Here is a 24331-nt window from a genome sequence, read left to right as displayed (position 1 = left end):
GGAGGAACTCGCCTTCTACGACGCGCTGGAGACCAACGACAGCGCGGTGAAGGTGCTGGGGGATGCGACCTTGCGCACGATCGCACGGGAGCTCGTCCAGACCGTGCGGAACAACCTCACCATCGACTGGACGTTGCGCGAGAACGTTCGCGCGCAGCTTCGCGTGCTGGTCAAGCGCATCCTGCGCAAGTACGGCTACCCGCCGGACAAGCAGGAGAAGGCCATCCAGACCGTTCTCGAGCAGGTGCAGGTACTCTCGGCAGAATGGGCCGCCGCGTGAAGGGGGTGTCTAACAACCGCTTCAGCGGATGGTCCGCTGCGCGGCCCGCTGCTGAACCGGAGCGGTATACCGTATTGTATCGTTAATAGTGATATTGCGAAGAGCTGAAGAGATCTTTTATTGCTCCATTATGTGATCCATTTGATACAATACTCAGTGACACTACCTGATACTTACTGCCATTTGCCTTCAGGGGTGGTCTGTTTCCTGTTGTTTTCACTCAAAGTCAGGACACGTTCATGAATTCTGTCTGCCGGCGTTGAGTGTTTTACGAGTCGGAATTTCGTTGCGTCTAGTGAGTACAGGACACCTCCCCACTTTCAAGGAAGCACTCTCCCGCTGAAACTAGAGCATGCCCATTGAGGAGTGTCACTATGGATTTCAACGAGCAATTAGCACGCTTCATCGCACAGGTTGGTCCGCGGCAAACTCCGGCGTTGATCATTCCCGGTAGCCGGCAGGCCGATACCGCGGCATTGTTGATTGCCGCCCTGAAACCGGAACGAGTCGCATTCTTGCTGACACCAGAGACGACCGATTTTCCTGCTCAGGTGGCAGCAAAGATCGGACAACAGCCCGCCAACGGATGGCTGTGTAAAACGGCTCCCTACACCGACATTAATCAGGTGTACCGCGAACTGCGGGCCGTGATCGAAGCGTGGTCTGATCTGGAGCGTGATCAGATACTGGTTGATCTGACCGGCGGTACCAAGCCGATGACGGTAGGGCTGGCGAAGGCAGCTTATGTCCTGGGTTTGCGGACGGTCTACATTGAAAGTGATTACGAACAGAATCGCGTCATTCCCGGCTCGCAGCGCCTGATCGAACCATCTGATCCCTATGAGGTCTTTGGTGATCTGGAAGCCAAGGAAGCCGTACGCTTCTTCAATGCCCACGATTACGTTAGTGCGGAACGAATCTACACCGATCTGGCCAAACGAGTGCAGGCAGAAGATGGTACCTTTTATAAGGCTATGGCGCAACTGGCACGCGCTTATACGCAGTGGGAGTCGTTTGACATAGCGACTGCGGTGAAAACAATGGCCGATCTGCTGGCGCATCCGCTGCCGGCCAGGTTGGTCCCGTATCAATCCACCTTGCATGATCACTATCAGGCCCTGATCAGTCTGGATGCCACGATCAAGGCAATGAGCAATCAGCAGCAGGCACTTACCACCTTAGCCAATCGGCAGGCGATCCTGCCCCTACTCGGTTCGCTCTACGCCAATGCTCTTCGTCGCGAAACTCAGCGCCGCTACGACACCGCAGCGCTGTTGCGCTACCGCTGTCTGGAATTGATGAGCCAGCACCGGCTGGCAACCCGTGGGGTGTGGGTAGAAAAACCCGACCTCGATCAGCTCAAAGCACAAATCCCAGACCTAGATAGAAGCTATCGTGCAGTTGAACGATCACTCGGCTTTCGCGAACGAGGACTCCAACCTAACCGCGACGGTCAATACAACCCGATCACCCTGCTCAATGGCTATATGTTATTAACGGCTCTCAGTGATCCTCTGATCCAGACCATCACGCTTACCGACATTCGGCAACGGGTGAATGTACGGAATAAGAGTATTCTGGCCCACGGCTTTCGGCAGATTACTGAAGCCGAATACCGTGATTTTGCCAAGGTGGTGGAACAGCTGCTGGATCAATTCTTCGCCATCGCCCAGGAGCAACGGTCGTCCTGGGAAGAGCGGTACCAGTTTATCAAGCTGCCTTCTTCAGATCACAGAGCATTGCCTCGCAAAGCAGAGCTTTGAAGCTACCCTGCTTGAAGAGCACCGCGTATAGAAGTCTCAGCAATAGCGGCTTGCCTCGAATGAAAGAGTTTGAACGCTTGAGACAGAGGTGCGGTAGACCGCGCCCCTGCCCTATGCCGCAACAGAGCGTTACTCCGCAATGAAAACAGGCATTGTTCCTGCCCTTGTTCGGTCAACGTCTTGCCCTAAACGAGGTGAGACTATCAGGACAGGATGGGTGCAGCATCCTGTAACCATCCTTCGTACAGCAAATGCTTACTTCTCCTGCGCGATGCTTCAAATCTTGCTATACTACATAACACATAGATCGCGTTGGAAAGGAGCCGGGCATGGCCGCTCGTCGCATTTTGCTGACGATTATCGGGCTGTTGAGTGTGGTGATCCTGATCGGCAGTTTGAGCGTAGGGGTAGTTGCTTTTCTACTCATAACCAATCGCCCTGTCGATCAGAAACTACTGGTGCTGGGGCCAAATCGCCATCTCGCTATTGTTGATCGCCAGGGTGTGGCTCAGGTGCTGGCTGAGGATGCCAGCCCGGAGTTGTTTCGCTATCCTGCGCTGGCCCCTGATGGGAGCCGGGTGGCGTATATCAGTCAACAGGGGAATACGAGCGTTCTCTGCGTCATCCACTTGCAGAGTGGTACACGGACTGAGTTGTATCGTTCAACGACCAATCCACCACTCTATATGGTCTGGTCCCCCGACGGTCGGTATCTGTCGTTTCTGTCAAACCGCGGTGTTGGTGGTTTGGGAGTGCATATTGTCCCGACCGATGGTTCTGGGGATGCTGAGTTGATCAGTGTTTCTCCCAGCTCACTCTACGTTGCCTGGCAGCCCAATAGCTCATCGCTACTGATACATATTGGTGGTTCGACATTTGAAGATGGGCGTGTGATAACGGTGCAGCCCGGTCGGCAGCAGCCACTACACGAGGTGACCGACCCGGGTTTCTTTCAAGTGCCGGCCTGGAGTGTTGATGGCGAGAGTTTTTTCTATGTTGCTCAACCACCGATTGAGGGGCCACCAACGGTGGATAAGGTTGAGAGTGTGTTGACGCGGGTGAAGGTGGGCGAGATGCAGCCACAGGTGTTGGCCCGTGAACCGATGGCGGCAATTATCTTCGGTCGTTCACCACAAAGCGATGAGATTGCGTATACGACGGTCGGTCCCGATGGGTTCGGTCCTTTGAAGCTGGTGGCATTAGATGGTTCGGTACGCACGCTTTCGGCAGCCGATGATGATGTGGTGGCCTTTTTCTGGTCGCCTGACGGTCAGCAGATCGCCTACCTCACGCCAGCCGGTCGTTCGGCCAGTGGCTTGACCCAGTTACGCTGGCAGTTGGTTGGACGGGAAGGGAATAATCCGCGCACGCTGACCACCTTTACCCCCAGTCAGGAGTTTCTCGCTCAGATCAATTTTTTCGATGCCTATGCCCTGTCGTTCGATCTCTGGTCGAGCGATGGTCGTGCCTTGGTGTATGGCACGAATGATGGTGTGTATGTGTTTGATATTCGGCGCGGAACTGCTGTGCGGCGGAGCGATGGTGTGCTGGGGATGTGGTTGCCGGTTGAGACGTGATTGGGGGACGGAGAAATAGAAGATAGAGAGGAGAAAAGAAATAGCGGTGAAGTGTGCCTAGTCTTGTTGTTGGTGTTGTTGGGTTCCACAGATTGAAGTTGGTGCTACGACGATGCGGGCCGGATATGTCTAGGTAATTGTACGTAGGGTAAGCGTGCTGAATGTTGCGGTGGTTGGGTTGCGTTCAGCCCGTACCAGCAAGCCATAGCGCGGATCAGGGTTCAGGGTGGTTATGGTCAGTGTGTCAACGACCTGATCGTTGATCTGAAGGGTAATGGTTTGAACGGCAAGACGTACTGTTAAGCGATTTGAACGTGCGAGGCTAATTGTTCCCTCGGCAAGGACGCTGCGCTGTTCGTTGTTACGTTCGTCGCAGCGGTATTGTCCCTGTGTAGGATTGATCAGAAAACCGATGTATCGTTGCGGACTGTTGAACCAGAACATTAGCCCAGCCCAGTCGCCGGCAACGCTGACCTCTACCTCGATCACCATCTCGCTACCAATTGGCGATGTTTGAAAGGCCCAGATGTCACCTAATCCGGCGTTTGCCTGAATGATATAACGACCATCGCGTGTACCAACGCTCCAGCCATTGCCGTTGGTTATCGGCCAGTCGCTGTTAGGGCCAAAATCGGCCTGATAGACTACCGTCCCGCCGGTTATCCCTGTCGTCGGTGAGGGCGCCGCAGTCGGTGAGGGCGCCGCAGTCGGCGACGACACCGCAGTCGGCGACGGCACCGCAGTCGGCGACGGCACTGCAGTCGGTGATGGAGCAGTGGTCGGCGATGGTGCCACGGTCGGTGATGGCACTGCTGTTGCTTCTTCGGCGACTGCTGTGGCAACTGGTGAACGGGTAGCTTCCGCCTCTTGCAATTGTCGCCAACCAAACCAGCCCAGCAGAGCTACTGCCACTCCGCCAAAGGCTACGGTAAGAACGTTGCGCCGTGAGAACGTGCGCACAGTGGTAACTGCCGTCGGTTTCAGGTCTGCCTCCAGGCCGGCAATGAGGTCGGCACAGTCGCGGTACCATGGGTTGATCCGTTGCAGTTCACGCAGTGTCGCCAGAGCCTGCAAACGGCGTCCGGCTGCTAGATGCTCTTGCGCTTTGGCGTATAATTCAGCCTGATAGTCACGCGGTGTTGATGTCGCAATAACAGGCGATGGCCGTCGCCGACGCAGATTCTGGTATGCCTGATTGATCCGCCGTGCCCGTCGTGCTGCGTGGGCCTGTTCGTCAGGTGAAGCACTGGCAAACCGATCAGGGTGGTAGATGCTGATCTGTTTGAGATACGCCTGTTTTATTTCTGCCGGTGTCGCATCGGGTTGGACACCGAGGATGGCATAGTCATCGAGTTGTTCAAAATCGTCGTTCACACGTCCCCCTTTCGCGCGGGGTATTATAGCATGAGGTAGTGAAGAGAGTACGCAGGCTACTCCGATTGATGGAGAGGAAAGCAATGCCAAACTACTGGTTGTTAAAAACGGAACCGACGGTCTACAGTTTTGCCGATCTGGTGCGCGAAGGACGTACCGTCTGGGATGGGGTGAGTAATAATGTTGCTCTGAAACATATGCGCGAGATGCGTAGCGGTGATGAAGTTCTGATCTACCACACTGGCGATGAACGGCAGGCCGTTGGTCTGGCACAAGTCGTCAGCGATCCCTACCCCGACCCCAAACAGAGTGATCCGCGTCTGATCGTGGTTGATGTTGTACCGTTGCGGGCATTGCCCCATCCGGTTTCACTGAATGCTATCAAAGCTGATCCTTTTTTTGCCGATTTTGCTCTGGTGCGCCAGGGGCGACTCTCGGTTGTACCGCTGACTGCTGCACAGTGGGAGCGTCTTTTGGCGATGGCAGAAGGACGTGGGTGATATAACGAACACAAAATCATGGTATACTTCACCATACGAATAGGAAATGTTCCATCCTGATACCTGACCGCTACGTGCAGACGAAACCTGTCGTTACGATAGTTCGTTATGTTCTGCGTACCTATCGTTAACGGTCGCGGGTATCACGGATAGAAGACGCCGTACATCCCCGTATAACAGCATCCATTGCATCCATTGAAGGAAGCAAGGAGTGTTGCAATGGAAGCAGCTACAATTCTCGTCGTTGATGACGAGCAACCAATAGTTGATCTGGTCAGCAGTTACCTGACAAACGAGGGTTTTGTTGTGCATCGGGCCTACGATGGCCCCGGCGCGTTGGCGCTGGCGCGGAGTGTGAAGCCCGATCTGGTTGTTCTTGATGTGATGCTACCGGGGCTGGACGGGATTGAGGTTTGTCGGCAATTACACCGCGACACCTCGGTGTTTGTGCTGATGCTGACGGCACGCGCCGATGAGATTGATAAGCTGATCGGTTTGTCGGTCGGTGCTGATGATTACCTAACTAAACCCTTCAGTCCGCGCGAACTGGTAGCACGGGTGAAGGCTATCCTCCGCCGCAATCGGGTTATTCGTGCGACAGAGGTGAATCAGCGCCCGATTTTGCAATTTGAAGGGCTGCTGATCGACCCCGAACGGCGCGAAGTTGAACGCAACGGGGTGCGGGTTGATTTGACCCCGCGTGAATTTGATCTGCTCTATGCACTGGCCAGCTATCCAGGGCGCGTGTTCACCCGTGAAGAGTTGCTCCAGCGGGTGTGGGGGCCAGATTTTGCCGGTATTGATCGGGTGGTTGACGTGCATATCGGTACTCTGCGGCGCAAGCTCGATGATGATCATCACGTCACGCCTCTGGTGCAGACGGTTCGTGGCGTTGGTTATAAGTTTGTTGGTAGCACACGATGATGAAGTGGCTGCGGCAGCTCCGCTGGAAGCTGTTCATTTCCCATCTGATTATCGTCTTGATGGCCTACGTCGTACTGCTGGCCGCTGCCAATGTACTGGCAAGTCTGGGCTGGACTGGCTTTGCCCCGTTGACCCTTGGTGCCGCAGCAGCCGAAACCGGTCAGTTGCAGGCCGACCTCACCACCGAGGCCGGCGAGTTGCAAGAGCAGTTTCAATCGGTGATTCAGCAGGCATTGCTGATCAGCGGTTTTGCCGCGCTGGCGGCAGCAGTAATCGTGAGCCTTTTCGTTTCGCGGCGGATTGTTGAACCGATTCAAACGCTCTCGAACGTGAGCCGACGGCTGGCGCAGGGATTTTACCGCGAACGCACCAACATCCAGGCCGATGATGAGATTTCTCAGTTAGCGCATAGTGTCAATCAACTGGCCGAAGCCCTCGATCAGACGGAACGTCGTCGCCTGGCATTACTGGCTGATGTGACGCACGAGTTGCGTACCCCGCTGGCGACGATTGGCGGCTACATGGAAGGGTTGCTGGATGGGGTTGTGTCGGCGAATCCGGCCACTTTCAATCTGATCTTGCGTGAAACCCGCCGCCTTCAGCGCCTGATCGAAGATTTAGAGTTGCTATCGCGGGTGGAAGCCGGTCAGTTGCCGGTCATCGCCCGGGCAATCGATCTCCATCCAGTGCTAGAAGCACAGCTCGCGCAATTTGAACCGCTCTTCAGCAGCAATCAGGTGACGTTGCAGCTCGATGCGCCCGCACAGTTGCCGCAAGTATGGGCCGATCCGGATCGGGTGGCGCAGGTGCTGATCAATATCCTGGCTAATGCCTACCGCTATACACCGGCAGGAGGAACAGTAACAGTGCAGGTGACGACCGATGATCACGAGGTGCGGGTGGCAGTGATCGATACCGGGATCGGGATTGCCGCCGAGCATTTGCCCCACGTATTCGAGCGCTTTTACCGGGTTGATAAATCACGTGCCCGGAATAGCGGTGGAAGCGGGATCGGACTGGCGATTGCCCGTCACCTGATCTATGCCCAGGGTGGCGAGATTTGGGCTGAAAGTGATGGTATTGGGAAAGGCGCACGCTTTATCTTTACCCTACCGCTGGCACCGCAGATCGCATTCGTGCGCCTGGACCCGCCCGCCACAGTTGAGGCAGTTGACACGTTATGAGTGCGCAATTCTGGCTTGGTCTGTTTCAACTTTTTCTGGTCGTCGGTGGCGCGCTAGCCGTGTCACTTTTCATCATTGATCGGCTCTTCCCTCCGGTACGGCAGACGACAGAATCAGATACGGCTAATGTCCGCAGACTGCGGATTGGCTCCGCTTCCACCGCTGTCCCTCCTCCACTACGCTGGCCACTGGCACCAGCGTGGTTGCCGCAATACTGGCAGGAAAACCTGCGTCTGGTCGGGCCACTCCTCGTTATCTGGTTGCTGAGCTTTGTGCTACCGGTTGTGCTCTCAGCACCACTCAACCAGATCAGCATTCTGACCGGGTTTCCCCTCGGCTATTACATGAGCGCGCAGGGAACGCTCATCTGTTTCGTTGTGCTCGTTTTCGTCTACAACTGGCGTATGCATATTCTTGATCGACGGTACGGCGTCGATCCTCCCGAAACGCCAGATGCACAGCAGATACGCCGACGCTACTCGTTCCGCTATCTGGGCTTTACTATTGGATTACTGGTTCTGTTGATCGTCTTTATCATTCTCGAGACACAGTTTCGCCTGCCATCGTTTCTCATCGATTGGAGCTTTCTTGCCCTGACGATTGGTCTCTACGCTGTGATCGGCATTCGTTCGCGCACCGATACCCTCGATGCCTATTATGTTGCCGAGCGGAAAGTTCCCGGTATTCTCAACGGTCTGGCCACCGGTTCGGATTGGATGAGCGCAGCGTCGTTTATCAGTATGGCTGGTGCCCTCTATCTTTTGGGGTTTGAAGGGCTAGCCTATATTACCGGTTGGACAGGTGGCTATGTGTTGCTGGTATTGCTCCTCGCCCCCTATCTACGCAAATTCGGTCAGTATACGCTCGTCGACTTTATCGGTGCCCGCTATCCGGGTGCCGGCGCACGAGTGATCGCTGCCGTCCTCAGCATCATTATCTGCTTCACCTATGTCACGGCGCAGGTGACGGGGATCGGGATCATTATGAGCCGGTTTCTCGGTCTCAACTACATGGTCGGCGTGATCGTTGGCCTGGCAGCCGTCCTGCTCTGTTCGTACCTCGGTGGGATGAAGGCGATCACCTGGACGCAAGGCGTGCAGGGGATTATTCTGGTGTTTGCCTACCTGGTGCCGGTGACCTGGCTTGCCTTCAAGCTGACCGGCGTGGCCTTGCCGCAAGTTATGTACGGTGAGGCGCTGGATAATATTGATCGGCTGGAACAGGCGCAGGGGCTTGCGAGCTATGTTGCCCCCTTCAACGACTGGTCAATCTGGAACTATCTGGCCCTTTCGCTCTGTTTGATGCTGGGAACAGCCGGCATGCCGCACATTCTGGTGCGCTTCTACACTGTACCCACCGTTCGCGACAGTCGCAGCAGTGTAGCCTGGGCACTGGTCTGGATTTGTGTGCTCTACCTGACTGCACCCGCCTACGCTGCCTTCTCACGCTGGGAGATTTTAAGCTCGGTGGTAGGGAGGCCGGTTGCCGGGTTGCCTGAATGGACAAATCGGTGGGCAAGCACCGGTCTGCTCAAGATTGCCGATGATCCTGCCGCCGGTGGGAATGGTGATGGTATTTTGCAGTACCAGGAATTGCAGATCGATCAGGATTTGGTAGTGTTATCGATGCCGGAGATCGCCGAACTACCGTCTACCGTTGTGGCATTAGTTGCCGCCGGTGGCATGGCCGCAGCGCTCAGTACTGCCGATGGTCTGTTGATGGTAATCGCCTCGGCGACGGTACACGACATCTACCATCGCACCCTCAACCCACGCGCCTCTTCCCGTGAACGCCTGTTGTTAGGCCGACTGGCGATCCTGGTCGTCGCAATCCTGGCGGCATTGACGGCATTGCAACGGTTGGCCATTATCGTACAACTGGTGGCCTGGGCCTTCTCGTTTGCCGCAGCGACGATCTTTCCGGTGCTGGTGCTGGGCATTTTCTGGAAGCGCACGAACAGTCGTGGCGCAGTGACCGGGATGATCAGTGGCTTCCTGGTGACGGCCAGTTATATGGCGATTACGTATATCCTCCCCGAATGGACACTCTTCGGCATTTCCAGCTCGGCAGCCGGTATCTTCGGTCTCCCCGTCAATTTCCTGGTCACCTGGCTGGTCAGCCGGTATGGGCCACCGCCCGATCCAGAAGTGACCGCACTGGTGGATTACGTGCGCTATCCGTGATCACGCTGCGGAGATGGCGGGTTGGCGTAGCATGGCAGGTTAAAGCGTCGGTGGGTTAAAACCCTGCCTCAATCAGGATGTTGTCAGCAAGCCATCCCCATCCCGTGATCGCAGACCATCGCTCCTCCTACCGCCTACCTCCTTCTTCCTTCCTATCTTCTATCTCCTATCTCCTCCATTTGACTCCACCCTGCTCCTTCCACTACAATCGCTACAAACGTCAGTCAATACTAAACGGAGGCCAATGATGACCACCGCAGCAAAGTTGTTGTGGGAGCCGCCGGAAGACCTGCGCACCAATTGCACGATGCGTGCGTTTATGCGTTGGTTAGAGCAGCGCAGCGGCTTACACTTCGCTGATTACCACCAGTTGTACCGCTGGTCTGTCGATCACCTTGAGGACTTCTGGGCAGCATTGTGGGAGTATTACCAGATCAAGGCTCATACACCCTACACAACGGTGCTGTCGAGTCGCGAAATGCCTGGCGCACGCTGGTTCACCGGTGCCCGTCTCAATTACGCCGAACACGTGTTTCGGCACGCTACCGATCAACGACCGGCAGTGATATTCGCTTCCGAACGCCATGAACCAACACCTCTGAGCTGGGCAAGTCTGCGTGCGCAAACGGCTGCCCTGGCGCAGACCCTGCGCGAGGCTGGAGTCGGGCCGGGGGATCGCGTCGTGGCTTACGTGCCGAACACGCCACACGCCCTCATCGGTTGTCTGTCAACCGCGAGCCTGGGCGCGATCTGGTCGAGCTGTTCACCCGATTTCGGCAGCCCCAGCGTCATCGACCGCTTCAGTCAAATTGCGCCGAAGGTCTTGATCGCGGTTGACGGCTATCAGTACGGTGGCAAGGCATTTGACCGCCGGGCCGAAGTTGCGGCGATTCAGGCGGCCTTGCCCGATCTGGAGCTGACCATCTTTATCCCCTACCTCGATCCAACCGCCGAAGCAAGCGGCCTGCAGGGGCGCGTCATCCGTTGGGAAGACGCCTTACGGCAGGAAGCCGAACTCCACTTCACCCCGGTGGAATTCAACGACCCACTGTGGGTGCTCTACTCATCGGGCACCACCGGCCTCCCCAAGCCGATTGTCCACAGCCAGGGCGGAGTCCTGCTCGAACATATCAAATCGCTCGACCTCCACTTCGACATGCGAGCGGGCGATACCTTCTTCTGGTACACCACCACCGGCTGGATGATGTGGAACTTCTTGATCGGCGGCCTGCTGATCGGCGCGATACCGATCCTCTACGACGGTAGCCCGGCCTATCCAGATATGGGCGTCCTATGGCGCCTGGCCGAACAGACACGGATTCGTTACTTCGGCACCAGTGCCGGCTACATCACCGCCCTGATGAAGAGTGGGGTCGAACCGGGCACTCAGTTCGATCTGAGCAGCATCAAAGCCATCGGCTCAACCGGCTCACCCTTACCGCCAGAAGGGTTTGATTGGGTCTACGAACACATCAAACACGACGTCTGGCTGGTCTCGTACAGTGGCGGCACCGACGTATGCAGCGGCTTTGTCGGTGGTTGTCCTCTCCTGCCGGTGTACAGCGGCGAAATTCAATGCCGCATCCTGGGCTGCCGGGCAGAAGCCTACGATGCCGATGGGCAGAGTGTTACTGGCGTTATGGGTGAACTGGTCATCACCGCGCCGATGCCGTCGATGCCGATCTACTTCTGGAACGATCCCGATAACACTCGTTACAAAGCCAGCTACTTCGAGCACTATCCCGGCGTCTGGCGGCACGGCGACTGGATCGTGATTAACGAGCGGGGTGGTGTGATTATTTATGGCCGTTCGGACAGTACGATCAACCGCCAGGGAGTGCGCATGGGCACCAGCGAAATCTACCGGGCGGTAGAGACGATTCCCGAAGTGCTCGACAGTCTGGTCATCGATCTCGAAGGATTGGGTGGACGGTCATACATGCCGCTCTTCGTCGTCTTGCGCGAAGGAGTCACGCTCGACGACGATCTGCGGCAGCGGATTAAGCAGGTCATTCGCCAAACCCTCTCGCCCCGCCACGTTCCCGACGACATCTTCCAGATTCCGGCGGTTCCCCTGACCCTGAGTGGGAAGAAGCTGGAAGTGCCGGTGAAGAAGATTTTGATGGGTGTGCCGGTCGAACGTGCGGCAAATCCCGACTCGTTGCGCAACCCCGAATCGCTTCAGTTCTTTGTTGAACTGGCACGCACGCTGGCGGATAGCGACAAAGTGGCCGGGCGAGCTGGTTGACATATATTCACCACAGAGACACAGAGTACACGGAGGGGTTTACGGATTCTCTGTGCCCTCTATGCCTTTGTGGTTTGTCTCTATTCACCACCGAGACACGGAGGGGTTTACGGATTCCCTGTGTGCTCTATGCCTCTGTGGTGCAAGCAAAAAGCGCCATCCTGGCCCGTAGTATGGTATAGTACAGAAAATACCTGTACGACGAAACACAAGTAAGGAGCATCGCTCATGAGTGATGATCCGCGCACCGCGCTCCTGCATCGCATCGAAGCCGATCAGGTGGCATTCATCAATCTGCAATTCACCGACGTGCTGGGTATCGGGAAGACGGTGACCATTCCGGTCGAGGAGCTGCCCGATGCGCTTGACCACGGCGTCTGGTTTGATGGCTCTTCTATCGAAGGCTTCGCCCGGATGGTCGAGAGTGATATGTATCTTGTGCCCGACATCTCGACCTACGCCGTCGTGCCATGGGATCAGCATCAGGGTGTTACCACCGCCCGCTTGATCTGCTCGGTCTATACTCCCGATGGCAAACCGTTTGCTGGCGATCCGCGTAATGTGCTGCGACGGATACTCGATCAGGCTGCCGCCGCCGGTTATCGGTTTATGGTTGCGCCTGAACTGGAGTTTTTTCTCTTCAAGACCGATCCGAACGGCAACATTCTTGAACCACACGATAAGGCTAGCTATTTCGATATATCCACCGATCTTGCAACACATATCCGCCGCCAGATGGCCCGTACCTTGCAAGTGATGGGGATTACCGTTGAAGCGGTACACCACGAGGTGGCACCTGGACAGCACGAGATCGATCTGCGTTACGCCGATGCTTTGCAGTCGGCAGATCACCTGGTCACGACACGGGTGGCGCTGAAGGCGGTTGCCCAAATGAATGGCCTCCACGCAACCTTTATGCCCAAGCCCATCGCCGGTGTCAATGGCAGCGGGATGCATGTCCATCAGAGTCTGCTCGACCGCGATACGGGGAAGAATCTCTTCGCTGATCTAGACGATCCCTACGGCCTTTCGGCGCTGGCCCGCCACTATATAGCCGGTTTGCTGGCGCACGCCCGTGGGATGTGCGCCCTGCTTGCCCCGCTGGTCAATTCGTACAAGCGCCTGGTTCCCGGATTTGAGGCGCCGGTCTATATCTCGTGGGGTCGTACCAACCGCTCGGCGCTGGTACGTGTGCCTCGCATTACTGCCGGACGCTACCAGGCAACCCGGATTGAACTCCGCTGCCCCGATCCAGCCTGTAATCCGTATCTGGCCTATACCGCGATGCTGGCCGCCGGCCTCGATGGGATTCGGCGCAAGTTGCCGTTGCGCGATGCGACCGAAGAAGACCTCTTCCACGTCGATCCGCGCGCCCGTGGGCTGACCACGCTGCCAACGTCATTGGGTTCGGCACTTGACGCCCTGCGTGAAGATGAAGTTATCCTCGAAGCCATTGGCCCCTCAATCGCCGAGCGGTTTCTTGATGCCCGTCAGCAGGAGTGGGAAAGCTACCGCGCCTATGTCTCGCAGTGGGAGATTGAGCGCTATCTGGCAATTTTCTAGGATGGGTATGCAATGAGACGGAGCGCATGACCGTGCACTCCGTCTTTGTGTAGTCGTCAGATCACAATCGAGCTGACGGCAATAAAATGGCAGAGGCTACCGATCAAAACAAAACCGTGCCAGATAGCGTGCATGTAGCGCAGTCGCGACAACATATAGAACGGCGTGCCGAGGGTATACGCAATGCCGCCCGCTACCAGCAGGCCGATGGTAAACGGACTCAGGACAGTCAATACCTGGTCGGCAACGATCACCACCAGCCATCCCAGCCCGATGTAGACCAGCGTCGAGAGCAGGCGAAAGCGTCCGGTGAGAAACAGTTTCATGATTATGCCCGCAAGCGCCAATCCCCAGACCAGCCCAAACAAGAGCCAGCCCCACGTACCGCGCAGGCTGACCAGTGTGAAGGGGGTGTAGGTGCCGGCGATCAACAGAAAGATCGCACTGTGATCGCATATTTCGAGGATGGCCCGTCGGCGTGGCGTTCGGCTGGCGTGGTAGAGGGTCGAAGCCAGGTAGAGCAGGGTTAGCGTCACGCAGAAGGTTGTAGCACCGGCAATCTGCCAGCCATCACCCCGCTGCCAGACCACGCCGATGAGGATGGCACCGGCAATTGCACTGGCGATAGCGCCGAAGCCGTGGGTTATCATATTGATCCGCTCTTCGGTAGGTGAGAAGTGTTCAGGTTGGTATGTTGGTGTCATGATACTCTATCTACTCAGCACAGCAGGCGTGTCAGCGCAGCAGGCGTAGCGTTCCACTGCCAGTATGCACGCTTCGTTAATCGTTGACAAGTGTCACCCGTCATGTTTGCGTTATGACGCCGGTCATTCGCTTCCAAAACGGGGTACAGCACGCCGTATATGCTGTGCCCTGTTCTGAAGACAGTCATTCATTTCAATCAGTCCGGCGCAAGGTTCGCCCCAACCTACCGCCCCAACAACTCATTCCCCAACAGCCCCAGCAGCACCTGACCGTCGGGATGCAACTCAAAACGTGCCCGTTCAAACCACTGCACGATCACCACCGTGCCCGGTCGCGTCTCTTCGACCCTTGGCGCCGACAGGGGTAAGCCAAACAAGGCCAGACTCTCGGCATAACTCTTGCCGGGTCGGCCATCAAACTCCAACCCATTGCGCTGCCAGTAGCTCAGGAACGGTTCACACAATGACTGATTGGTTTCAGCGAAGTAGAGACAACCGGCGAGCGGACCACTGCGCTCAAACGTTGTCCAGTCGCGCCCCTGCCGCTGCAAGATCGAATCACCGATGCGCGACAGCAGGACATGGTACGGCGGCTGGTTCTCCGGTCGCCATTCAAAACGGTGACGCTCGAAATACTGAACGGTCACCGGCCGGCCATCGCTCCCGATCTCGGTAAATTCCTCGCTGACCGGAAAGCCAAAGATCGGTAAGCCACCGTTCTGCTCCCAGTAAGCCCGAAATCCACCACCCAGCGTATGACCGGTTTCGGGGAAGTAGAGGCGGTCATCAGCCGGTGGTTCCACCTGGGCAAAGGGATCGAACCCGGGGTTACCACCCACTGCGGGCGTGCCCAGCGGACACCCGCCATACGTCGTAGCCGTTTGGAGGGCGGCCAGCACATTCAGGCGCCCATAGCCATACTCGCCGTCACGGCCCGGCGCACCCCGATCATCGGCTGCCACAAACAGAATACAGCCCACATCAGCACTGCTCAAATCAGGGCGTATCGTCATCACCAGTGCTGCCGCTCCACTCGCAAAAGGACTGGCGAACGAGGTACCGGTTGCCAGCGCATAGCTATTTCCTGGCGTTGTGGTGGCAATATCAACCCCCGGTGCCACCAGATCGATAAACTCACCCGTATTTGAAAATCCAGTAACCTCATCGCTATAACCGCTTGCGCCGATAGCTACCGTTTCCGGGTAGGCCGCCGGATAATTCGGCGCATTCCCTTCCGCCCGCTCGTTGCCACTGGCTGCTACTACCAGTACTCCCCGTTCGGTCGCATAGCGAACGGCTTCGTGCAGCGCAGGCGAAGCCAGTGTGCCACCCAGACTGAGATTAATAACCCGTGCTCCGTTGTCGGTTGCCCAGCGAATGGCGCTAATCACACTCGAATCCCGACAACGGCCGCTACTCAGACACGCCTTAATCGGCAGAATGACACATCCCCAACACATGCCGGCAATACCGACGCCATTATCGCCGCTGGCCGCAATCAGACCGGCCACCGCCGTCCCGTGACCGTTATCGTCGCTGACATCGGTACTACCGGTAATCGCGTTGAAGCCCCCCAACACCCGACCCGCCAGTTCAGGATGACTCGCATCAACGCCGGTGTCAATAACCGCCACCACAATCGTCCCGCCAGTGGTGATGTCCCAGGCATCGTAGGCCGCAATTGTGCCTAAAGCCCACTGCTGCTCACGCAGCGGATCATTGGGGGTACGGGTAATAGTACGCTCGTAGTCTGGCACCGCATAGACAACGTTCTTATGCTGACGAATGCGGTTGCCCGCCCATTCAACCGACATACCGTCCGGCAAGCGTACCAGATACGTCTGCTCACCGAGCGGTTCCACCTTCAGCGCCTTCAGCGCACGCGCCACATCGGTTGTATCCTGGGGAACGGCAAACTTCACGATCAGATCGGTAGAATGAGCCGCCTGAACTGGGGTAACCGGTGGAAATCCTGCCACAACGACGAAGATGATCAGCAGTAGTAATAGTCCAGAACGAGCAGGCATGGAAAGTTCCTTGTGTTCAACGATACATACCTGGTCGTATTGTACCCGATCAGCACCGGTTTTGCTCCCCGCTGCTACCGATTGTCAGGCAACAGACGGGACAAGGACGGGCGTTGCCCTCAGCCACCCTTTTCGAGCTGTGCCTGACGACGGCATCAATCAGGTTCCATCCGGGTAAGCGCTATCAGGTGTCTCTCCTCATCCTACCTGCCCGTCAGCCGCCGAGTGATCTTGCCGGGCGACATTATTGCAATCCCTGCTGGAAGATACGTACCACCAGATCGGCTGTCGCTACTGGATCGGCTGCCGGTGGCAGGTTACGCCCACCGACAAAGGGGAAGCAGAGCAAGGAAGAGAAGGTGCGGATCACATCAACCGGTTGCAGATCGGCGGCTACCTCACCATTCGCAATAGACGCTTCGGCCAGCCGCCAGACTCGCCGCTGTGCTTTTAGTAGCTCGTCACGCGATTGCGGATGCTTCTCAAGCAGCTCGGCAACTTCCGGTAACCAGAGTTGAAAGGCCGCAGCATGATGTCTGATCTGAAACTCAATACTGGCGTGCAGCAGATCACAGAGCTGTTGCAGTGGCGAACGATCCGTTGGTTCACCAATCGCGGCAGCGGTAAAAAGATCGCGGATCAAGCGTGCAATCATCGCTGCCAGCAAATCTTCGCGGGTAGGAAACTGATTGTAGAGCGTTGGTTTCGAGATACCAACGCGTGCTGCCAGCTCATCCATCGCCAGCGCAGCAAATCCTCGCTCAGCAATGAGTTGCTGGGCTGCAGCGAGGATTTCATCGCGCAGCATTCGGCGGCGGCGTTCACGGAGCGTCATGCTCATAGTTGTTTCACATCAGCCGGCTAACGAGGTTGTGTTACCCAGCAATATACCACAATTTACAAAAACATGCCGCAGCCGACAAACAGGCGGCTGCGGCGGTCGACGTTACTTGTCGGTGAGAATGGTAATGCGAACACTCATCCCGGCTCGCAGCTCTTCCTGGCGGTCGAGTTTAACCCGGACGGTAAAGGTACGTACATTGCCTACCGTATTCGCAACCGGTGCCACAAAATCAAGGGTACCAGTAAAGACGGTACCGGGCAAGGCATCGAGGCGCACTTCTACCTGCTGCCCTTCGCGCACCCGTGCAATATCGGTGTCGCTGATTGCAGCCTCGACATACAGCTCGCTGGCGTCAACGATCCGTACCACCGGCAATGCACCGGTTCCGGCCAGATCGCCGGGATCGACGTTCACCTGCGCAACCACACCGGCAAATGGCGCCCGCAAGACTGCCTTCTCAAGGTTGAGTTTCGCCGCTGCCAGCGCTGCCTCGGCGATCTTCACGGCGGCTTCGGCGGCGGCCAGACTCTGAGCCGTTGGTGGCGCGGTGATCCGTTCAAGGTTGGCCTGGGCTGCCGCCACGCCAGCCTGCGCCGCGGCCAGAGCACCGGCCCGCTGATCGCCACGCAGCCGTTCCAGCGTAGCCTGGGCCTGAGCTACCGCAGCGTCAGCTGCTGCGATCAGGTCAGCGGTTGGCCCATCGAGCAGTCGCTGCAAATTGCTCTGCGCCGAACGTAATTGGGCTTCAGCCGCAGCAATACCGTCTATCTCGTTCTGCCGAGCCTGCTCGTAGGCCAGTTGCGTCTGCTTGTAGCGTGCCTCTGCCGACTCGACGGCACGGAGCAATTGCTCTTCAGCATCTTTCGCTTCTTTCGGCAGCTCTAAGCCAAACTTCGCCAGTTGCTGCTCACGTTCACGGTTCTTCCAGTACAGGTCGGCGTAAGCCTGTTGGGCATCACGCAAGGCGTTGGCTGCCTGCAACATCTGAAGCTCGGCATTACTTTTCGCCGCCGAGAGGTTGGTACGTTGAATGTTCAGATTCGCCTCTGCCTGCTCAACTGCTGCACGCGCAGCGGTGAGTTCAGCATCGTTCGGCCCATCGAGCAGATCGTTGCGGCGGGCAATTGCTTGCGCTAGCGCTGCTTCAGCCGCGGCAATATCAGCATCGGTAACGCTGCCACGGGCTTGGCGCAACGCGGCCTGGGCCTGCGCCACCTGCGCCCGCACCGCCGCTATCTCTTCAGGTGTTGCCCCCTCCAGCAACCGTTCGTAGTTGGCGCGTGCCTGCGCTAGACTAGCTTCAGCCTGGGCAACTTGTAGCTCTAGCTCGCGGGCGTCGAGGGCGACCAATGGATCACCCGCCTGAACAGTATCTCCTTCATTCACGAAGACCTCGGCAACCACACCGGGAATGCGGAAACTTAATTCCGCACTGTTGCGGGCTACCACTTCACCACCGGCCGTAACACCAAGGCTGATGGTGGGCTGATTGGGCAGTTCAATCGTCAGCGGAGCGGTGGTCGGTTGGGGCGCCGCCGTTGGTTGGGCTGCGGGCGCTGCTGTTGGCACTGGCGTTGCTGCCGGTGTCGGCGCGGCACAGGCCGTGAGAACGGTGAACAATCCACTTAATAATGTTCCGATAATGATGCATCGCATTGTCTACTGGCTCCTGTCAGGTATGGTTCACTCAACATGTGTCTTTAATCAGCCGATGGTTCACCGGCAGGTGTTGGTGGCGACGTCGGTACTACCGCGCGAGCCGCTGGGGTACTTGTACTAGCCGCTGGCGTCGTGCTGGCGCCGCCAGGGCCGGGCGCAGGTAACTCGAAACCTTCGTGCTCCTGACCCACTCCGAAGCGCTGTTTCACCCAGGTCACGGCGGCGTCCATCAGGCTATAGACGGTTGGCACCACCAGGAGCGTAAGCGCGGTTGATGTCAGCATACCGCCGATCAAGACCCAGGCCAGCCCTTTGCGGAACTCATTGCCTTCACCGGTTGCCAGCAGGTGCAGACCAAGCGCTGTCGGCATGGCACCGGCCACGAGCGAGAGAGCCGTCATCAGGATTGGGCGCAAACGAATGGCGCCGGCTAGCTTCAGTGCCGAGTGTTTATTCAGGCCTAATTCACGCAAGCGGTTGGTAAAGTCGACCAGCAGAATCGAGTTCTTCACCACCAGACCGAGGAGCATAATGAGACCAATCATCCCGGTGATGTCGAGGTCAATTCCAACCAGGCGTAAGGCTAGGAAAGCACCGATAAAGCTAAATGGCATCGCCATCATAATCACTAGCGGCTGCGTGAAGCTACCGAATTGCGAGGCCAGCACCATGTAGACGAAGAGCACTGAAAGACCCATCGCTAGGAAGAGCGACGAAAAGCCTTCGCTAGTCTGCGCAAAGGTACCGACGTAGCTGACAACCACATTCGGCGGAATATTGAGTGCCTCAATTCGCTGTTGCAACGCAGCCTGAGCATCGGTCAGATTGACGCCTTCGAGGTTAGCTCCAATCAACACCTGATTGAGCCGGTCGTACCGCCGGATTGAAACCTGACTGGAGGCCAGTTCAACCGTACCCAGCGAACTGAGCGGCACCACACCAGCGCGGGTTGGAATACTGATCGCACTCAACGTCTCAACCCCGGCCCGATCCTGGGGCGCCAGTCGCACCACCACATCGAGGTCAGTGTTGTCCGTCCGCAACACCGTAGCACGGTCACCATTGATCAGCGCACGCACCGAAATCGCAATATCTTCGTTGGTAATACCCAGTTCACCGATTCGGGCCGGATCGGCACGTAGCCGCAGTTCTGGCTTACCAACCTGCAAATTGCTATCAATATCAACCAGACCCGGAATAGCCGCCATCTCGCGCTTGATCGCCTCAACTAGTGGCGCCAGCTCGGTAGCCGGTCCGGTTGTCTGGAGACTGACCTGCAATTCACGCCCTTCGACCCCGGCGCCCGAAGGCTGGAAGCTCGGCACCGAGAAGCTCAGACGGGGTAAAAAGGTCAATTGCTCACGTAGTCGCTCTTGCGTCGGCAATGTCGGCGTGCGCCCAACCAGCGTCACCGCAAATTCGGCCCGCTCCGGAAAGCCAGGGAAACCGACTCTGGCAATCACATTCTCGACTGCCGGATCATTCAGGAGAACCTGCTCGGCTTGTCGGGCTAACTGATCGGTTGCGGCCAGAGTAGTGCCCGGCGCAGCCTCAAAGCGCATAACGAATTCGTGTGGGTCTTGTTCCGGGAAGAAAGTTAACTTCAACCCACTCGCGACCCACACACTTAATAGCAGCACTGCAATCGCGCTCCCGACAACGATCAACTGATTTCGTAGGCTCGCTAGCGTCCATCCTAGCAGCTTACCGTACCAGCGTCCAAGTCGACCGGGGTCTTCGTTGGCCTCTTGCAAAAGCCCGATGTCACGCTCGCTAACTTCATCGGAAACCGGTACTTCCACAATTGGCTGGTGCTGCTGATGATGCACTTTGGGCTTCACCTTCATGTTGGAGAATAAATTGGCCGAAAGCATCGGCGCAAAGGTGAAGGCTTCCGCCAGCGAGAGCAGAATCGCAATCGACACCACCAGCCCGAACGACTTAAAGACAATCCCGGCCACACCCTCGGCGAAGGTCACCGGCACGAATACTGCCACAATCGTGAGCGTCATCGCCACGACCGACAAACCAACTTCCCACGTCCCGCGTGACGAGGCTACCCGCGCACTCTCACCCCGTTCAAGGTGGCGAAAGATATTTTCGCGCACCACAATCGCGTCGTCGATCACCAGACCGACACAGAGTGAGAGGGCAAGCAGTGTCACCAGATTAATCGTCAGGCCAAAAATTGGCATGAAGATAAAGGTACCGATCAGAATGACCGGCAAACCAAGCATCGTAATAATCGTGCTGCGCAGGTTGCCGAAGAAGAACCAGACCACCAGAAACGCAGCTACCGAGGCAAACATCAGCTCTTCCAGCGAAGAGAGCACCGATGAGCGCACGGCCTCTGAGGCGTCAAGTGGAATAGTGTAGGTCAATTCAGGAAACGCGGCGAAGGCCTGATCCATCGCTCGGTAGACATTATCGGCTACGATGACGGTGTTGGCCCCCGACTGCTTAAGCACATTGATAATGATCGCCTCGCTCCCGTTCAAGCGGGAGATAGTGGTAACGTCGGCAACACCCTCTTCCACAACAGCAACATCGCCAACCCGATATGGGGTGCCCGAAATTTGCACATTCGCGATGTCAGCCGCACTGCGCAAGAGCGACGGCACCCGCAGGCTGATCTCGGTATTATTTTCGACGATGGTGCCCAGGCCGAGGTTGGCATTGGCTTGCTGCAACGACCGGCTGACCTGAGCCGGTAGCAGGCCATACGCCTGAAGTTTGGTCAGATCAAGCCAGACGTTGATCTGGCGCTGCTGACCACCGTTCACCGTGACCGAGCCAACCCCGGATGTGCGCTGAATGAGCGGCACAATCTCTTCCTCGATCAGGGTGCGCAATTCAAGCGGCGACCGGCCAGACGTATCGGCAACGGCGATCTGCATGATCGGCGACTGATTGGGATCGAAGCGTTGATAGATCGGCTGTCGCACGTCACGCGGCAGTTGGGGTAAGATACTGTTCACCCGCTGCCGGACATCCTCTTCGAGCTGTTTCGCTTCGTTACCGGCTTCAAATTCAAGAATGATCAGCGCCGATCCTTCACTGGCCTGCGACGTGATATGCTGTAAACCGGCAAGCGTGTTGACTGCATTTTCAATTGGTCGCACGACTTGCTCAACCACACTCTCCGGGCCAGCACCGGGATAGGTAACGCTAACAGCAATAATGGGGACATCAATTTCCGGTAGTAAGTTAACGGGGGTCGAACGAAATGAGAGAATACCAAAAGTGATGAAGGCAAGCATCACCATGGTAATGAAAACGGGCTGGCGAATCGAGACATCAGAAATCCAGATTCCGTTCAGTTTTTCCCGGCGTTGCGGGGCCATTGGTCATCCTCCCACGAAACAGCGTTGCACAGGGTTTGTCACACACTTGTTTTTACTATACCGTAAAGTTTTCTGACGGTCAAGGGTAGAAATAATGAGGCTTCGATTAAGCTTGATTATGTGCTGGCTGATAACCTGGTTGATCTAGTTGCCGGACGTATCTGCGCAGCCGATTGAGGTGTCTCTCCCCCAGTACGACCGTCTATGACGGCTGCCTATACTGCGACCCAACGGGGTGATCTGCTTAAGGTGAGAGCACTGGCTGATGATCTAACGGCGATCCGCTAGTGCGTATGCCCGATGGTCAGATCGCACCGGTCGATCAGTCCTGGCTAGCCAAGATACTGGCTCAACCGACACCCGACCTGCCTCGTATCGCTGCCCGGCTGGGAGGCTTGATTGATGCGTTAGAACCGACCGGTAGTGCGCTATCTGCCGATGCCTTGCAGCATTGGGAAGCGGTCTTTGACGAACCGCCGTTCAACCGTAGTCAATCCGAGAGTTGGTTAACTCGCTTCCTCAACTGGTTATTCGAGCGTATTGCCAATCTCTTCCCTAATCTGCCTGACGTACCGGAAGCTCCGGTTGACGGCGATGGCTCACCGATCGGCGGGGCTATCTGGGTGATGCTTGCAGTGATAGCGTTGCTGTTCGGTGGTATACTCTTGTTTTGGGTGTGCAGTGTCCATCGGGTATTTCAGCTGGTTACCACAGCGGCCGGCCAAGATGGTAAGCCGGTTACTTTTTCCGAAGCACAGCGCCTGGCCGAGACTGCCCGGCAGGTGGGAGACCTCCGCATTGCGATGCGTTATCTCTATCTGGAGGTGATGCTCTGGCTTGATGAGCAGAAGGTTCTGCCGTATCAGCACCCTAGCCATCACTACTCAGCGGTTTATGGATATTGCTGCTATGCAGCCCCAGCCGACGGCACACCTCGGTATTCTTGAACCTATCCGAAACATCGCTTCTGAGTCACTTTTCGTAGGGCGAGATGCCAGCTCGCCCCACTCCTGCGAAAAAGATCGTGCGACGGTGCGAATTCGGTTTGATCTGCGCCAGAATCGCCGACAACGGCGCTGACCAACTTCGCTGGGAGGTCGCACCTTTACGCGTAAACCAATTGCGCCCAAGAAGGTCGACCGACACTGTGGAAGTTAGATCTGGTGCTGTCGCTGTTGCATCCTCCAGAGCAGGCGCCACCTGCTTGAGCCGTTGCCAGCCCTTAATCTCACCATCGAACAAAGTCATCCGCTGAGTCGGATAGGGTAGCGCACTGGCGATCGTGGCAAGGTAGTGCTGTTGCATCTTTGCACGCGCTGCAAACAGTGGCGTCTCTAATGCAGCTGGCGGAATAATGCCGTTGACAATGAGCCGGAAGTTGTGCATCTCTAGCCGCTGCAATTCGGTAATTGCACGCTGTGTTTCACGGATCGAGATCGCCTCTGGCTGCAACACAAAAACAAACTCGGTCTGCTGCGCATTGCGCAGCGTCGCCAGCGCCTGCTCATACTTGACCTTTGCCGCTTGGATTGTTGCCGTTGGACCGATGCACGTCTGCCCACTGCCCCGTTCCGTTAGCTCGATGCTGCGCGTCCATTCCGCCGGCAATTCCAACAAACGGATTGTATGGCCGGTCGGTGCTGTGTCAAAGATGATGACATCGAAGCTTTCTGGCTGAGACGCACGGTTGACGACTAGAAAATCGGTGAAGCGGTCGAAGGCAGCGACTCCGCTGGTGCAGGGGCCGCTCATCTATTCCTCGACGACAGCCACCATCTGCGGCGGGAAGATAGCGCGAATGGGGTCGAGCGTGTGCGCCTTATATTCCTCTGTTGCCTGATCAGGATCAATCTCCATCGCCCATAGATTGTTGATGGCGGCAATCGGCGTGATGTGGTGGCCGATAGGTTGCTCGAAGACATCCGCTAGATTGGAAGCTGGATCAGTGGTGACGATCAAGGTGCGTCGACCCTGTAGTGCATGTTGAACGGCAGTGGCGCACGCCATAGAGGTCTTACCGACGCCACCTTTGCCCGAAAAGAAAATGTAACGGCTGGACATGTCATCGTACCTCGGTAGCACTAGCGAGTGCACTACGCACTTCTGCTTCAGTTGGATAGGCGCCACTCTTGATAATACGGCCGCCGACGACCACGA

The 24331-nt window shown here is 56.8% G+C and carries 16 protein-coding genes and 1 pseudogene; 10 read left to right on the top strand and 7 right to left on the bottom strand.

The features are described from left to right. The 3 genes from VAE55_RS01385 to VAE55_RS01375 all read left to right on the top strand — a co-directional run. The coding region (locus tag VAE55_RS01385) for a type I restriction enzyme endonuclease domain-containing protein (RefSeq protein WP_322814041.1) at positions 1 to 280 on the top strand (280 nt) is incomplete at its 5' end. Positions 281 to 654: 374 nt separating this feature from the next. Next, positions 655 to 2043, top strand: coding sequence for a TIGR02710 family CRISPR-associated CARF protein (locus VAE55_RS01380; protein WP_322814040.1), 1389 nt, complete (start codon positions 655 to 657; stop codon positions 2041 to 2043). Positions 2044 to 2372: 329 nt separating this feature from the next. Next, positions 2373 to 3620: a hypothetical protein gene (locus VAE55_RS01375; RefSeq protein WP_322814039.1), complete on the top strand. Its 1248-nt coding sequence runs from the start codon at positions 2373 to 2375 to the stop codon at positions 3618 to 3620. Between the two features lie 129 nt (positions 3621 to 3749). Here the strand turns inward: VAE55_RS01375 and VAE55_RS01370 are convergent, their stop codons facing one another. Beyond that, a complete protein-coding gene (locus VAE55_RS01370) occupies positions 3750 to 4994 on the bottom strand; it encodes a DnaJ domain-containing protein (RefSeq protein ID WP_322814038.1) in 1245 nt (414 codons plus the stop codon). 83 nt (positions 4995 to 5077) lie between these two features. Here VAE55_RS01370 and VAE55_RS01365 point away from each other — a divergent pair, with 83 nt between their 5' ends. From VAE55_RS01365 to glnA, 6 genes are all read left to right on the top strand, one after another. Continuing rightward, positions 5078 to 5494, top strand: a complete 417-nt coding sequence (locus VAE55_RS01365; RefSeq protein ID WP_322814037.1) for an EVE domain-containing protein — start codon at positions 5078 to 5080, stop codon at positions 5492 to 5494. A 219-nt stretch (positions 5495 to 5713) separates the two neighbouring features. Then, entirely contained in the window at positions 5714 to 6418 is a 705-nt protein-coding gene (locus VAE55_RS01360) for a response regulator transcription factor (protein ID WP_322814036.1), read from the top strand. Next, positions 6415 to 7602, top strand: coding sequence for a sensor histidine kinase (locus tag VAE55_RS01355; protein WP_322814035.1), 1188 nt, complete (start codon positions 6415 to 6417; stop codon positions 7600 to 7602). Before VAE55_RS01360 ends, VAE55_RS01355 begins: the two co-directional genes overlap by 4 nt. Then, positions 7599 to 9785: a VC_2705 family sodium/solute symporter gene (locus tag VAE55_RS01350; protein WP_322814034.1), complete on the top strand. Its 2187-nt coding sequence runs from the start codon at positions 7599 to 7601 to the stop codon at positions 9783 to 9785. The genes VAE55_RS01355 and VAE55_RS01350 overlap by 4 nt, the downstream gene beginning before the upstream one ends. A gap of 247 nt (positions 9786 to 10032) precedes the next feature. Further along, a complete protein-coding gene (locus VAE55_RS01345; RefSeq protein ID WP_416181156.1) occupies positions 10033 to 12033 on the top strand; it encodes an acetoacetate--CoA ligase in 2001 nt (666 codons plus the stop codon). A gap of 228 nt (positions 12034 to 12261) precedes the next feature. Then, a complete protein-coding gene (gene glnA / locus VAE55_RS01340; RefSeq protein WP_322814032.1) occupies positions 12262 to 13596 on the top strand; it encodes a type I glutamate--ammonia ligase in 1335 nt (444 codons plus the stop codon). Positions 13597 to 13652: 56 nt separating this feature from the next. Here glnA and trhA read toward each other — a convergent pair whose 3' ends face one another. The 5 genes from trhA to VAE55_RS01315 form a co-directional block, all read right to left on the bottom strand. Then, positions 13653 to 14300, bottom strand: a complete 648-nt coding sequence (gene trhA, locus VAE55_RS01335; protein ID WP_322814031.1) for a PAQR family membrane homeostasis protein TrhA — start codon at positions 14298 to 14300, stop codon at positions 13653 to 13655. Positions 14301 to 14524: 224 nt separating this feature from the next. Beyond that, on the bottom strand, positions 14525 to 16327 hold the full coding sequence (locus tag VAE55_RS01330) for a S8 family peptidase (protein ID WP_322814030.1): 1803 nt from the start codon (positions 16325 to 16327) through the stop codon (positions 14525 to 14527). Between the two features lie 244 nt (positions 16328 to 16571). Beyond that, positions 16572 to 17168, bottom strand: coding sequence for a TetR/AcrR family transcriptional regulator (locus tag VAE55_RS01325; protein ID WP_322814029.1), 597 nt, complete (start codon positions 17166 to 17168; stop codon positions 16572 to 16574). A 105-nt stretch (positions 17169 to 17273) separates the two neighbouring features. Further along, positions 17274 to 18827 (bottom strand): efflux RND transporter periplasmic adaptor subunit, encoded by a 1554-nt coding sequence (locus VAE55_RS01320; protein WP_322814028.1) that lies wholly within the window; start codon positions 18825 to 18827, stop codon positions 17274 to 17276. Between the two features lie 44 nt (positions 18828 to 18871). Next, on the bottom strand, positions 18872 to 22174 hold the full coding sequence (locus VAE55_RS01315; RefSeq protein WP_322814027.1) for an efflux RND transporter permease subunit: 3303 nt from the start codon (positions 22172 to 22174) through the stop codon (positions 18872 to 18874). A 293-nt stretch (positions 22175 to 22467) separates the two neighbouring features. Between VAE55_RS01315 and VAE55_RS01310 the strand changes: the two genes are divergently transcribed. Continuing rightward, positions 22468 to 23121, top strand: coding sequence for a hypothetical protein (locus VAE55_RS01310; RefSeq protein WP_322814026.1), 654 nt, complete (start codon positions 22468 to 22470; stop codon positions 23119 to 23121). Between the two features lie 25 nt (positions 23122 to 23146). Here the strand turns inward: VAE55_RS01310 and VAE55_RS01305 are convergent. Beyond that, positions 23147 to 24235 (bottom strand): annotated as a pseudogene (locus VAE55_RS01305) (ArsA family ATPase). Positions 24236 to 24331 lie beyond the last annotated feature (96 nt).

The sequence above is a fragment of the Chloroflexus sp. genome, assembly GCF_034432675.1.
Taxonomy (GTDB): Bacteria; Chloroflexota; Chloroflexia; order Chloroflexales; family Chloroflexaceae; genus Chloroflexus.
Note: the sequence above shows the minus strand (reverse complement) of the source record. Positions and strands in the feature narration are given on the sequence as shown.

Bases quoted from the DNA above. Each gene is read 5' to 3' on its own strand.
- VAE55_RS01380 (WP_322814040.1), top strand. From the start codon at position 655: ATGGATTTCAACGAGCAATTAGCACGCTTCATCGCACAGGTTGGTCCG.
- VAE55_RS01375 (WP_322814039.1), top strand. From the start codon at position 2,373: ATGGCCGCTCGTCGCATTTTGCTGACGATTATCGGGCTGTTGAGTGTG.
- VAE55_RS01365 (WP_322814037.1), top strand. From the start codon at position 5,078: ATGCCAAACTACTGGTTGTTAAAAACGGAACCGACGGTCTACAGTTTT.
- VAE55_RS01360 (WP_322814036.1), top strand. From the start codon at position 5,714: ATGGAAGCAGCTACAATTCTCGTCGTTGATGACGAGCAACCAATAGTT.
- VAE55_RS01355 (WP_322814035.1), top strand. From the start codon at position 6,415: ATGATGAAGTGGCTGCGGCAGCTCCGCTGGAAGCTGTTCATTTCCCAT.
- VAE55_RS01350 (WP_322814034.1), top strand. From the start codon at position 7,599: ATGAGTGCGCAATTCTGGCTTGGTCTGTTTCAACTTTTTCTGGTCGTC.
- VAE55_RS01345 (WP_416181156.1), top strand. From the start codon at position 10,033: ATGACCACCGCAGCAAAGTTGTTGTGGGAGCCGCCGGAAGACCTGCGC.
- glnA (WP_322814032.1), top strand. From the start codon at position 12,262: ATGAGTGATGATCCGCGCACCGCGCTCCTGCATCGCATCGAAGCCGAT.
- trhA (WP_322814031.1), bottom strand. From the start codon at position 14,300: ATGACACCAACATACCAACCTGAACACTTCTCACCTACCGAAGAGCGG.
- VAE55_RS01330 (WP_322814030.1), bottom strand. From the start codon at position 16,327: ATGCCTGCTCGTTCTGGACTATTACTACTGCTGATCATCTTCGTCGTT.
- VAE55_RS01325 (WP_322814029.1), bottom strand. From the start codon at position 17,168: ATGAGCATGACGCTCCGTGAACGCCGCCGCCGAATGCTGCGCGATGAA.
- VAE55_RS01320 (WP_322814028.1), bottom strand. From the start codon at position 18,827: ATGCGATGCATCATTATCGGAACATTATTAAGTGGATTGTTCACCGTT.
- VAE55_RS01315 (WP_322814027.1), bottom strand. From the start codon at position 22,174: ATGGCCCCGCAACGCCGGGAAAAACTGAACGGAATCTGGATTTCTGAT.
- VAE55_RS01310 (WP_322814026.1), top strand. From the start codon at position 22,468: ATGCCCGATGGTCAGATCGCACCGGTCGATCAGTCCTGGCTAGCCAAG.